This is a genomic window from Microbacterium sp. CFSPD4_SD4, from assembly GCF_057364585.1.
The window spans coordinates 442801-455048 of the sequence record NZ_JBNFOC010000002.1 but is presented as its reverse complement, the minus strand read 5'-3'; the positions used below and the strand labels follow the sequence as shown (position 1 = coordinate 455048).

The 12248-nt window shown below is 71.0% G+C and carries 10 protein-coding genes and 2 pseudogenes; 5 read left to right on the top strand and 7 right to left on the bottom strand.

What is annotated here, in order from left to right; translation table 11 throughout:
* Positions 1-133 precede the first annotated feature (133 nt).
* The 5 genes from AC2W7E_RS06265 to AC2W7E_RS06245 form a co-directional block, all read right to left on the bottom strand.
* Positions 134-1894, bottom strand: a complete 1761-nt coding sequence (locus tag AC2W7E_RS06265) for a dipeptide ABC transporter ATP-binding protein (protein ID WP_485988754.1) — start codon at positions 1892-1894, stop codon at positions 134-136.
* The gene (locus AC2W7E_RS06260; protein ID WP_485988753.1) at positions 1891-2739 is read right to left on the bottom strand and encodes an ABC transporter permease; all 849 of its coding nucleotides are present in this window, start codon (positions 2737-2739) and stop codon (positions 1891-1893) included. The genes AC2W7E_RS06265 and AC2W7E_RS06260 overlap by 4 nt, the downstream gene beginning before the upstream one ends.
* Positions 2732-3694 (bottom strand): ABC transporter permease, encoded by a 963-nt coding sequence (locus tag AC2W7E_RS06255; protein ID WP_025104137.1) that lies wholly within the window; start codon positions 3692-3694, stop codon positions 2732-2734. The genes AC2W7E_RS06260 and AC2W7E_RS06255 overlap by 8 nt, the downstream gene beginning before the upstream one ends.
* Position 3695: 1 nt before the next feature.
* Positions 3696-5231: an ABC transporter substrate-binding protein gene (locus tag AC2W7E_RS06250; RefSeq protein WP_485988752.1), complete on the bottom strand. Its 1536-nt coding sequence runs from the start codon at positions 5229-5231 to the stop codon at positions 3696-3698.
* A gap of 132 nt (positions 5232-5363) precedes the next feature.
* Positions 5364-6725, bottom strand: coding sequence for an MFS transporter (locus AC2W7E_RS06245; RefSeq protein ID WP_374459523.1), 1362 nt, complete (start codon positions 6723-6725; stop codon positions 5364-5366).
* A gap of 152 nt (positions 6726-6877) precedes the next feature.
* On the opposite strand from AC2W7E_RS06245, the pseudogene AC2W7E_RS06240 reads away from it, so the two are divergent.
* The 4 genes and pseudogenes from AC2W7E_RS06240 to AC2W7E_RS06225 form a co-directional block, all read left to right on the top strand.
* Positions 6878-7012 (top strand): annotated as a pseudogene (locus AC2W7E_RS06240) (GntR family transcriptional regulator); the annotation flags it as partial.
* Between the two features lie 124 nt (positions 7013-7136).
* Positions 7137-7526: an FCD domain-containing protein gene (locus AC2W7E_RS06235; protein ID WP_485988761.1), complete on the top strand. Its 390-nt coding sequence runs from the start codon at positions 7137-7139 to the stop codon at positions 7524-7526.
* On the top strand, positions 7523-8374 hold the full coding sequence (locus tag AC2W7E_RS06230) for an SDR family NAD(P)-dependent oxidoreductase (RefSeq protein ID WP_485988760.1): 852 nt from the start codon (positions 7523-7525) through the stop codon (positions 8372-8374). Before AC2W7E_RS06235 ends, AC2W7E_RS06230 begins: the two co-directional genes overlap by 4 nt.
* A 20-nt stretch (positions 8375-8394) precedes the next feature.
* On the top strand, positions 8395-9306 hold the full coding sequence (locus AC2W7E_RS06225) for a phosphotransferase family protein (protein ID WP_374459518.1): 912 nt from the start codon (positions 8395-8397) through the stop codon (positions 9304-9306).
* 27 nt (positions 9307-9333) lie between these two features.
* Here the strand turns inward: AC2W7E_RS06225 and AC2W7E_RS06220 are convergent, their stop codons facing one another.
* Entirely contained in the window at positions 9334-9639 is a 306-nt protein-coding gene (locus AC2W7E_RS06220; protein WP_485988751.1) for a cupin domain-containing protein, read from the bottom strand.
* Positions 9640-9650: 11 nt separating this feature from the next.
* Between AC2W7E_RS06220 and AC2W7E_RS06215 the strand changes: the two are divergent.
* Positions 9651-9977: pseudogene (locus AC2W7E_RS06215) on the top strand (APC family permease); the annotation flags it as partial.
* 56 nt (positions 9978-10033) lie between these two features.
* Here the strand turns inward: AC2W7E_RS06215 and AC2W7E_RS06210 are convergent.
* Positions 10034-12187 carry a peptidase C14 gene (locus tag AC2W7E_RS06210; RefSeq protein ID WP_485988750.1) on the bottom strand — a complete coding sequence of 718 codons (2154 nt, stop codon included), beginning with the start codon at positions 12185-12187 and terminating at the stop codon, positions 10034-10036.
* Positions 12188-12248 lie beyond the last annotated feature (61 nt).

Genomic DNA, 12248 nt, shown 5'->3' with positions numbered 1-12248 from the left:
CACAGCGGGCGCGCTGTTCCGAGCGCGACCGCGCCGAGCCCGGCCATGAGCGCGCGGCGGCCGGTGGACCGCACCGCCGCGCCGGCACCCGCGGTGTCCGCCGCGGGCCCCGTCCCCTGATCCGTGATGGTCATCATCGTCCTCCTCGTCCGGCGGTCGTCGCGGGGACCGCGCCCGTCTGCCCGCCGTGGGTCTGCCAGAGCGCCGCGGCCTCCGCACGCCGTCGGCGCTCGAGGACCGGGTCGGCGACGGGGATCGCCGCCATGAGCCCGCGCGTGTACTCGTGCTGCGGATTCGCGAAGAGCGCGTCGCGCGCGCCGATCTCGACGATGCGGCCCTGCTGCATCACGGCGACCGTCGAGGACATGTACCGGATCACCGCCAGGTCGTGGCTGATGAAGAGGTAGGTGAGGCCGAGCTCGGCCTGCAGCTCCCGGAGCAGATTGAGCACCTGCGCCTGGATCGACACGTCGAGCGCCGACACCGATTCGTCGAGCACGAGGAAGTCCGGCTCCAGCACGAGCGACCGGGCGATGGAGACGCGCTGGCACTGTCCGCCGGACATCGAGCGCGGCAGCCGGTGCGCGAACTCCTCGTCCAGGCGCACGCGGTGCATGGTCTCGCGCACCTTCTCGGCGCGGGAGGCCCGGGTGCCGATGCCGTGAGCGCGCAGCGGCGCCTCGATGATCTGCGCGACGGTCTGCCGCCGGTTCAGCGCCGAGAACGGGTCCTGGAACACCATCTGCATGCGCTTGCGCAGCCGCCGCAGCTCCTCGCCGCGGAGGTCGTGCGGACGCTGCCCGTCGAAGACGACCGTCCCGCCGTCGATGCCGCCGAGCGCGAGCACGGCTTTCGACACGGTCGACTTGCCGGAGCCCGACTCGCCGACGAGCCCGACCGTCTCGCCGCGCCGGATCTGGAACGACACGTCGTCGACCGCGGTCACCCGGCGTCCGGAGCCGAGCGTGAACACCTTCGACACGCCCTGCACGTCCACCAGCACGTCGCCGGACTCCCGCGCCCGGTCCACCGCGCTGATCGACCCGGCCTCGGCGAGCGGCTCCGTCCCGCGTTCGAGCACCTCCGAGGGGGTGCGGATGGGCTGCTGCACGTCCACCGTGAGGTCGACGACCGCGCCGAGGAGCGCCTGCGTGTACGGGTGCTCCGGGGCCGCGTAGATGCGGTCGACCGGGCCCTCCTCGACCACGCGCCCGTGCCGCATCACGTGGATGCGCTCACAGAACCCGGCGGCGACGCCGAGGTCGTGCGTGATGAGCACGACCGCGGTCCCGTGGTCCTCCGCGAGCCGGTCGAGGAGGTCGATGATCCGGGACTGCGTCGTGACGTCGAGGGCTGTGGTCGGCTCGTCCGCGATGAGCACGGCGGGTCGGGACGACATGGCCATCGCGATCATGACGCGCTGCCGCATCCCGCCGGAGAACTCGTGCGGGTACTGGCCGAGACGCTCCTCGGGCAGCGGCACCCCGACCTCGGTCAGCAGCTCGACGGCCCTGGCGCGGGCGGCCGCCGCCGACACCCGGTCGTGCAGCCGGATCGCCTCGACGAGCTGGTGCCCGATCGTGCGGACCGGGTTCAGCGACGACATCGGGTCCTGGTAGACCATCGCGATCTCGCCGCCGCGCACGCGGGTCATCTCCCGCGGGCTCAGCGTGAGCAGTTCGCGGTCGCGCAGCCGGATGCTGCCGCCGAGGGTCGCCCCGTCATTCAGCCGCATGATCGACAGCGCCGTGAGCGACTTGCCGGAGCCGGATTCGCCGACGAGGCCGATGCGCTCACCGGGCCGCACCGCGAACGTGATGCCCTGGACGGGCATGACGTCCCCATAGGAGACGGTGAGGTCCTGCACCTGCAGGACGGGCGTGAGGTCGGTCATCGTCCCTTCCCCTTCCGATCGCCACCGAACTGGTCGGCGAGCACGTTGAGCAGCCAGATGGTGACGAAGATGAACAGGGCGGGGAACAGCACGTACCCGATGGACTGGTACATCTTCTGGTAGCCCTGCTGCACGAGCGTGCCCCAGGTGGCCTCGGGCGGGGCGATGCCGAGCCCGACGAAGCTCATCGACGCCTCCAGGAGGATCGCGTTGGCGGCGTTGATGGCCGCCTGCACGACGATCGGCCCCTTGGCGTTCGGGAGCACCTCGGCGAAGAGCAGCCGGCGCCGGGTCGAGCCGAACGCCACCGCAGCCGTGAAGTAGTCCTCCTGCAGTTCGCTGAGCACCGACGACCGCACGAGCCGCGCGGTGGTCGGGGTTAGGAGCACCCCGATGATGACGGCGAGCTTGACGGGGTCGGCGCCGAACGCGGAGATGAAGACGAGCGCGAAGAGGATCTGCGGGATCGCCATGACCGTGTCGGCGAGACGCATGAGGATCTCATCGACCCAGCCGCGTCCGAACGCCGCCGCCATACCCCAGGCGATGCCGAGGAGCATGGCCACGAGCGTCGCGCCCCCGGCGATGAACACGGTGAGCTGGCCGCCGTAGAGCACGCGGCTGAAGAGGTCGCGGCCCAGCTCGTCGGTCCCGAAGAGGTGCGCCGCCGAGGGACCGGCGAACCGGTCGGACGACTGCGCCGCGGGGTCGTACGGGGCCAGGAGCGGGGCGAGCACGCAGGCGAGGACGATGATCGCCAGCAGCCCCAGCGGGATCCAGGAGGCGACGGCGACCCGTCGGCGGGGGCGCGCGGAGCGCAGCGCGAGGGTGAGGGTGTCAGCCACGGCTGCTCCTTGCACGAAGACGCGGGTCGAGCACCCCGTAGAGGAGGTCGACGATGAGCGTGGTGAGGATGAACATCGCGGAGATCAGCAGCACGACCGACTGCAGCACCGCGTAGTCCCGCTTGAAGACCGCGTCGATCGCGAGCGAGCCGAGCCCGGGGACGCCGAACACGTACTCCACGATCACCACGCCGCCCAGGGTGTAGCCGACGATCAGGCCGAGCATCGTGAGTCCGGGGATCAGGGCGTTGCGGAGCGCGTGGCCGAGCACGACCCCGCTCGCCGACTGTCCCTTGCCCTTCGCGGTGCGGATGTAGGGGGCGTCCAGCACCTCGACCATCGAGGCCCGGAGGAACCGCATGAGCAGCGGCGCCGCCGCGAAGGCGAGGGTGAGACCGGGGAGGATCATGCGCACGAGGTTCTCGGCGGGGTCCTCCGCGAACGGCGTGTAGCCGCGGGCCGGCAGCACCTTGAGCTGCACGGCGAACACGACGATGAGCACGATGCCGATGAGGAACTGGGGAAGGGCCATGCCCGCGGTCGAGATCGCGGTGAGCACCCGGTCGACCACGCCGAGCGGACGCAGCGAGGCGAACACGGCGGCCGGGGTGGCGATGAGCACGGCCAGGAGCACGCCGATGAGCGTGAGCTCCAGCGTCGCGGGCAGGCGCTGGGCGATGAGCTCCGTCACCGAGTACTGGTTGAAGTAGGACTGACCGAAGTCGCCCGTGAAGACGCCGCCGATCCAGCGCAGGTACTGCTCGATGACGGGGGCGTCGAGGCCGGCCTCCTCCCGGAGCCGGGCGATGGTCTCGGCATCCACGCCCGGCGTCGAGCCGAGGCGGGTGATGACGGGGTCGCCCGGCAGCAGCCGGAGGACGACGAAGACGAGGAGCGAGGTGGCGATCAGCATCGCGATGCTGATCGCCACCCGCCGGAGGACGGAGAGGACCACGTCAGCCCTTCAGCTGCGCGCCCTCGAGGTGCAGCTGTCCGCCGCCCTCGACCCACACGCCGTCGACCGCCGTGCTGGTGGCGGTGACGACCGTCGACTGCAGGGGCACGATGAGCGGCACCTGCTCGTTGATGATGGTCTGCACGGTGCCCCACTTCGCGGCCCGCGCGGTCGCGTCCGGCTCGGCCACGGCGTCGGCGAACGCCGTCTGGAAGTCGGGGTCGACCCAGTTGCACTCGCACCGCCCCTCCAGGTAGAAGTTCAGCGAGTAGGCCGGCTCGGGCGGGGTGGACTGGAAGTTCGGCACGATGTACCCGGGGTAGCTCTTGCCCGCGGGGTAGAACGCGTCGACCCAGGTGCCGATGTCGTTGTTGTCGATGGTCAGCGTGATGCCGATCTCCTTCAGGCTCGCCTGCAGGATCTCGCCGCTCGTGTTCCACTCGGGGTACTGCCCGGCCACGCCCCACCAGGTGAGCGTGCTGCCCTCGGTCACCCCGGCCTCGGCGAACAGCTCCTTCGCCTTGTCCAGGTCGTAGGAGTAGTCGGTCAGCTCGCCGCCGAACCAGGGGTTGACCTCGCCGAGCGCGTTGTTCGTCGGGGAGACCGTGCCCTGGCCGTAATAGGCGGCGTCGAGGATGGCCTCGCGGTCGGTCGCGTAGGCGAGGGCCTGCCGGGCGCGCACGTCGTCGAAGGGCGGCGACGTCGTGTCGATCTCCCACGACGGCCACTGGCTCGGGTTCTCGGGCTTCACGAGCGCGATGTCACCGCCCTCCAGCCCCGCCACGTCGCCCTGCGGCACGGACCACAGCACGTCGATGTCCCCGGAACGCAGACCGGTGACCGCGGCGGTGGACTCGGCGGCCTTCACGATGGTGATCTCGTCGAGCGCCGGCGCCTCGCCGAAGTACTCCGGGTTGGGGACGAGGGTGAGGCTGTCGTCCGGCGTGAAGGCGTCCACGACGTACGGACCGGTGCCGATGGGCTCCTTGTCGATGGTGTCGAGCGCGTCGACGTCGATCATCTTCACCCAGACGATGCCCGCGGGGAAGGTCGCGATGGGCTCGGACAGCGTCACCACGACGGTCTTCTCGTCTGGTGCGGTCACGTCGGTGACCATCGAGATCTTGTTCTTCTCCTGCGTCGCCGTGTCCGGGTCGAGGTAGTAGTCGAACGCGGCCACCGCGTCGTCGGCGGTGAAGTCCTCGCCGTTCGAGAACGTCACGCCGTCGCGGAGCGTGAAGGTCCAGGTCTTCTGGTCATCCGACGCCTCCCAGCTCTCGGCGAGATCGCCGACGACCTCGCCGGACTCGTCGGTCTTGGTGAGGCCGTTCCACAGCAGCGGGAACAGCACCTCCTCCCACGCGAACGTGCGGATGGCGGGATTGAGCTGCGGGATGCCCTGCGCGGCGGCGACGGTGAGGGTGCCGCCGTCCTGCGCCTGGCCGTCGGGGGTGGATGAGGTGCTGCAACCAGCGGTGATGAGCGCGGCGGTCAGCAGCATCGCTGCTCCGCCGAGCCGAACACGACGACGCGACATGGGTGCCTCCAAGGTCGGGTGGTGCTTCGGGTAAGGGTGTTGCGCTATAGCATGTAGCAAAAGGCAAACGGCGTCTAGAGCGAACCGGGCCGGCGGGGTCACGTTCTCGTCACGACCGCCGGCCCGAACCGGTCACCGGCGGGCGCTGGACGCTTCGACGGCGAGCGCGGGCGCCGTCGTGAAGTCCGTGCGGCGGCTGAGCACGAAGGCGATCGTCGCTCCGAGCAGCGTGAGCCCCGAGATGAGGAGCAGGCCCCACACCGCCGACCCCGTGGTCTCGCTGATCCAGCCGATCGCGTAGGGTCCCGCGAAGCCGGCGAGGTTGCCGACCGAGTTGATGAAGGCGAGGCCGGCCGCGGCCGCCGTGCCGGTGAGCACCATGGGCGGCAGGCTCCAGAACAGCGGGGTGGTCGAGAAGAGCGCCGACATCCCGACGCACAGCGCGGCGAGCGCGAGCACCGGCGTGCCCTGCGCCGCGACCGCCGCGATGAGCGACAGGGCGGTGATGCTGAGCGTGATGCCGATCTGCAGCGGGATGTTGCCCTGCTTCCGGGCGGCGCGCTCCCACGGCAGCATCACGAGGGCCGCGCACAGGTTCGGCAGCGCCACGAGCCAGCCGGTGGTGGCGTTCGAGAAGTCGCCCATGCTCTTCACGATCGTCGGCAGCCACATCCCCAGCCCGTAGGCACCGAACACGACGCCGAAGAAGAGCACGATGAGCGTCCAGAGGCGGCCGTTGCGGAAGACCTCGCCCAGCCGCAGGCGTCCGTGCCGCCGCTCGGTCGCCTGGGTCTCGGCGGCGAGCGTGTCGGTGATCCAGCGCTGCTCGGCGGGGGTCAGCCAGCGCGCGTCCTGCGGGCGGTCGGGGAGCCAGAAGAACACGACGAACGCGAGCAGGACTGCCGGGATGCCCTGCAGCAGGAAGACGAGCTGCCAGCCGTCCAGGCCCCACAGCCCGTGCAGCTCCAGCATCCAGCCGGACAGCGGCGCGGCGACCGCGTTGGCGATCGGGTTCGAGAGCACGAAGACGGCGAGCACCTGCGTGCGGTACTGCCGCGGGAACCACAGCGTGAGGTAGAGCAGCACGCCGGGGAAGAACCCGGCCTCCGCGATACCGAGGATGAAGCGGGCGATCGCGAACTGGGTCGCGTCCTGCACGAACGCGGTCAGCGCCGCGACGATGCCCCAGGAGATCATGATGCGGGCGATCCACTTGCGGGCGCCGAACTTCTCCAGGAGCAGGTTGCTCGGCACCTCGAACAGCAGGTAGCCGATGAAGAAGATGCCCGCCGCGAAGCCGAAGGCGGCCTCGGTGATCTGGAGGGCGGCCGTCATCTCGAGCTTCGCGAAGCCGGCGTTGTTCCGGTCGATGTAGGCGACGAGGTAGAGCAGGCCGAGGAACGGACCGAGTCTCCAGATCGCCTTCTTCATGGCGGCGGCTCCCACCGCGTCCTCCGCGGCGCGCGCCTGCGCGAGCGTCTCTCTGCCGGACATGACAACTCCTTCGTCATCGGTTTCGGGTTTTGCTATAGCATCTAGCACCGCGCGGCTCCTGTCCAGTCCCCCGCTCATGCCATAGCATCGACCGAGCGAAGGAGCCCCCGCTCGACGAGCACCGGGCCGCGCGAGATCGAGAAGGGCCCCGGATGCGCAGCGTGTCGGATCAGAACATCGCCGAGCAGGTCACGGACGAGCTGCGGGCGGCGATCCACTCCGGAGAGCTCGCCCCCGGCGAGCGGCTCGTGGAGCGCAAGCTCGCCGACCGTCTCGGCGTCAGCCACATCCCCGTGCGCGAGGCCCTGACCCGGCTCGCCGAGGAGCGCCTCATCACCCGCGAGCCCGCCGCGCGCCCGCGTCGCCCAGCTCAGCGCGCAGGACCTGGAGGAGATCTCGAGCCTGCGGATCGTGCTGGAGCAGTTCATGGCGATCCGGGTGCAGGAGCGGTGGAACGACGAGTCGGCGGCCCGGCTGGAAGCGATCATCCAGGCCATGGCGGCGGCGGCTCCGGGCGATGTGGCCGAGGTCCTGCGCCAGGACCGCCTCTTCCACGAGACCCTCGCCGACCTCGCCGAGCACCGGTTCCTCGACGAGCTCAGCGCCCAGCTGCGTGGCCGGATCGCCGGGTTCATCCAGGCGGCCAACTCCGCCCTCGACCCCGCCGAGCAGGAGGAGCACGTGCGCAGCCACCAGCAGATCGTCGACGCCATCGCGACCGGCGATCCGGAGCAGGCGCGCGCCGTGATCGCCGAGCACGTGACCAGGGCCGTCCGCCGCATCACGCCGTCGGCCGAATGAGCGCCGTGGCCGCGCGCACCATCGTCCTGACCGGAGCCTCGGACGGGATCGGCGCCGCCGCCGCCCGCCAGCTCGCCGGATCCCCGCACCGCCTGCTCCTCGTGGGCCGTTCGCCCGACAAGATGCGGGCCGTGGCGGAGGACACCGGCGCGGAGTGGTTCACCGCCGACTTCGCGCGCCTCGACGACGTGCGCGCGCTCGCCGCCCAGCTCGCGGACGCCGTGGGTGCAGCGGGCATCGACGTGCTGGCCAACAACGCCGGCGGCATCTTCGGCGACCGCACCCCCACGGTCGACGGGCACGAGAAGACGATGCAGGTGAACCACCTCGCCCCGTTCCTGCTGACGAACCTCCTGCTCCCGCAGCTGCTCGCCGCCCGCGGCGCGGTCGTGAACACCTCCAGCGTCGCCCATCGTTTCTTCGGGCATCTCGACGTCGACGATCTCGACAACACCCGCCGGTACTCCCCGAACAAGGCCTACGGCGACGCCAAGCTCGCCAACGTCCTGATGGCGAAGAGCCTGCACGAGAAGTTCCATGCGCAGGGTCTCGACGCGGTGGCCTTCCACCCCGGCACCGTGGCGACGAACTTCGCCGCCGAATCGTCGAGCATCATGCGCCTCGTCTACCGCACCCCGCTGCGCCGCCTCGTCCTCATCGGCAGCGACCGCGGCGGCGCGACGCTGCGCTGGTTCCTCGAGGGAACGCCGGGCGAGACCTGGGTCTCCGGCGGCTACTACGACGAGCGCGTCCTCAGCACCCGCGTGAACCCGCAGGTGCACGACCCCGCTCTCGCCGAGGCCCTCTGGCGGCGCAGCGCCGCGCTCGTCGGCGTGGCCGGGTACTGAGCGCCGTCTACGCTGGGGCGATGGCGCGCCTCGATTGGACCCAGCTCCCTCCCGCTCTCCGAGCCCGGATCGAGGAGTTCGCCGGTTCCCCGGTGGCCCGGGCGCAGTCGCAGGACGGCGGCTTCTCCGCGGGACTGGCCTCACGGCTGACCTTCGCCGACGGACGGCGGCTGTTCGTCAAGGCGGTGCAGGAGTCCGCGGAAGGCACGTTCGCGCTCTACGTGCGGGAGGCCGAGGTGCTCGGCGCGATTCCCCGCTCCCTCCCCGCCGCGCACCTCGTCGACGCCTTCACCGCGGACGGGTGGGCGGTGCTTCTCATCGAAGACGTCGAGGGTCGTCATCCGGAACGCTCGGCCACCGCGCCCGACACCGCGCACATCCTGGATGCGATCGCCGCCCTGGCCACCGCCGAGGCGCCGCGCACGCTTCCCCGCCTCGCCGACGAGCTGCACGACGACTCCGGATCCTGGCGGCGGCTCGAGGAGGCCGGGCTCCTGGAGACGACCACGCCGTGGTGCGCGCAGAACGTCGACCTCCTCCGCACGGCGGCGGAACGCGTGGGCACCGCGGTCGCGGGCGACCGGCTCCTGCACGCCGATCTCCGGGCCGACAACATCCTCATCGAGGACTCCAGCCGCGCACGGCTGCTCGACTGGCCGTGGGCGGCCCGCGGCGCGGGGTGGGAGGACGCCCTCCTGTACCTGCTCGATCTCCGCGTGGAGGACGCCGCGGCCGAGGTCCGTCCCCTGCTCGATCACCCCGTCTTCGCCGGGTCGACCACGGAGGACCACATCGCCCTCCTGTCCGCCGCGGGCGGCGCCTGGTTCGAGAAGTGCCGTCTTCCCGCGCCGGACGGGATGACGACCCTCCGCGACTTCCAGCGCCGGGAAGCGGTCATCGCCACCGACTGGATCGCCGAGCTCGTCCGCTGATCGCCCCCGAGGCGGGGGCGTCCGCCGTCATCCCTCGGGCTGCGCGCCCGACTCGCCCGCGTGGACGCGTTCGCCCTGTCGGCCGAACAGGCTGAGCACCTCGGCGGGCTCCCCGTCCGCGCTCCCGAACCAGTGCGGCACGTGCGTGTCGAACTCGGCGACCTCTCCGGCTGCCATGCGCAGATCGCGCGTGCCGAGGATCAACCGCATGGTGCCGCTGAGCACGTAGAGCCATTCGCGCCCCTCGTGCGCCCGGGGACGCGGAGTCACCTGGCTCCCCGGGATGAGGATCTTCCAGGCCTGGACCGGACCGGCGTGCGGGGTCAGCGGCACGACGATCCGGCCGCGCCGTCGCCGACCTCACGAACATCGGCATCCTCGCCGCCTTCGTCGTCGTCTGCATCGCCGTGATCGTGTTCCGCTACACCAAGCCGGATGCGCCCCGGACGTTCCGGCTGCCGTTCATGCCCGTGGTCCCGATCGTCGGCGTGGGCTTCTCGCTCTTCCTCATCTCGCAGCTCCACCCCGAGACGTGGCTCCGGTTCGGGGTCTGGCTCGTGATCGGACTCGTCGTGTACTTCGCATACAGCCGTCGGCACTCGCTCCTGAACCCGGACAGCCCCCGGCACCGCCCGGGCACGACTTCGGAGACCCCCGGCGACACGCCGTAGACGGGGCCGAGGAGGCGGCGGGTCGCGCCGCAGCTCCGAAGTCGTGCCCGGCGGGATCAGCCGACGACGAGGTTGGCGGTGTCGACGACGCGGTCGCCCTCGGCGGGGAACGCCGTACGGGTGACGCCGGCCTCCACGTTGCCGGTGTGCAGCAGCGTCGACCCGGCCCCGAACGCGTCGTCGCGGAGCTCCAGGGCGCCGCCCTCGAACCGGTTGCCGACCGCGCGGTAGTGGGTCGCTCCGCTCGTCACGGCGACGTGCGTGGTCGCCCCCTCGGCGCGGAACGTGCTGTCGGAGAGGGTCAGGTGCAGCTCGCCCGCACCCGACCGCGACACCGTCGTCCCGCCCTTCGCCGACACCTCGGATCCCGCGATCTCGACGACCTGACGGTCCTTTCCGGCGGCCGCGATGCGGGCGTTGCGGAGCGTGGAGCCTTCGACGCGCAGCTTCGCCGTCGCCGAGGCGATGGGGGCGGCATCGTCGGCGCCGGAGAGGGTCGAGCCGCGGAAGGTGACCGCACCCGGACCGTTGATCTTCATGCCACCGACGCGGTCAAGCACCGTGTCGACGAAGGTCACCGGCGTCGTCACCGTCGCGTTGGTGAGCTCGCCGGGAGCGACGAACGTGAAGTGCGAGTCGGCGATCACGGTCGGCCGGGCGGAGTTGTCGGAGGCCTGGGTGATGATGAGCGTGTCCGAGGCGGTGCAGCCGCGCAGCTGCGCGCCGTCCGCGTTGATCCACAGCATCCCGGAGCCCGCGAGCGAGGGCTTGCCGATCACCTGCACGTCCTCCAGCGTCAGGTCGGTGATGCGCACGCGCGCGACGAACCACGAGCACACGTGCTTGCGGACGGTGATGCGCTTGGCCGCCGAGCCCCACGCCGCCCCGGAGTTCGCGAAGGTCATGAGACCGGAGTTGCCCGTGTAGGTGAGGTCGTGCTCGTACTGGCCGTGCGTGACGAAGGGACCCTGGTCGTCGCCGTCGCCGTGGCAGTTCTCCACGAGGCAGTAGGCGCTCGCGGTGAAGTCGTTGAGGTGCCGGGCGTTGGCGGTGTGGCAGTTGGCGACATACCCGTACAGGCAGTAGATCTGCTGCGTCAGGTAGCCGGCTCCACCCCACGTGACGGAGGTCGGGTTCTTCAGCGTGCAGCTCTCCGTGGTGAAGTACGTGTTCCACCGGCGCTGGATCAGCGGCCAGAAGGTCGCCGTGCCGTCGATGTGGTCCACGTCGCAGCGCACCGCGTACTCGAAGGCCAGCGGGTGCGACCCCGTGTACTCGTCCGTCCCCTTGCCGAGGAACTTCAAGTTCGACACCGTCACGTCCTGCACCGGCTTCACGTGCCGCCAGGTCATCGTGCGGTCCTTGCCGAGCGGCCAGCCGTTCTTGTAGTTCACGCGGATGTGCCGACCGTCGACGATCTGGGTCACCTGGACCAGCCGCTGCAGCTCGCGCTCCCAGCGACCAGACAGCGCGTTGACCTCGGCGGCGTACCACTCCCCGACCGCGAAGAACGACGAGTCGGCGACGGGGAAGATGTCGGCGAGGTCGGGCACGTCCTCGCCGAGCTTCGTCTCCTGCACCGCGTCGGTCACCTCGCCGCGGAAGAACATGACGGCCGCGAAGGGGTCGTCCTTCCCGGCGTTCTCGATGCCCTCGGTCGTCATCAGGTGATTCCCGAAGTCGAACGCGATGTTGGACCGGGAGAACTTATGGCGGCGGACGAAGTTGAGGTCGGTGTGCGCCTCCACGCGCCGCACCCGGGCGTCGCCCACCATCGCGTCGAGCGCGTCGTCCGCGGGCGCGGAGGCGTCCATGATGCCGAACTTCCGAAAGTCGACCGTGCCGTCGTGCACGAGCACCCAGGCGCCGCCCTTCGGCCCCGCGAGCACCGTGCCGCCGTTGGCCGCGGGGGCGTCCTTCTTCACGAAGCGGTACAGCCCGTCACCGCCGTCGCCGGGGGCCGCGTAGCCGCTCGTGCGCACGAGGTCGCCGTCCTTGCCCTTGCGCGTCGCGAGGGCGGTGGCGACGCCTCCGTGCGCGACGTTCTTCGAGCCCGACGACTCCTGCGGCACGACGGGTCCGGCGGCCTGGGCGGCGGCGGGGGCGCCGATCGCGGCGACCCCGCCCAGGGCGGCGGCGCCGAAACCGGCGAGCAGCATCCGTCGACTGCGCATCGCCGCGGTCTCGGTGGTGGTGTCCAGCTGGGTCATGCTCATCCTCCTTGCGGCGTCCTCGCCGCGGTCAGGCGTCCGGCCCTCGGCCGGATCGCGG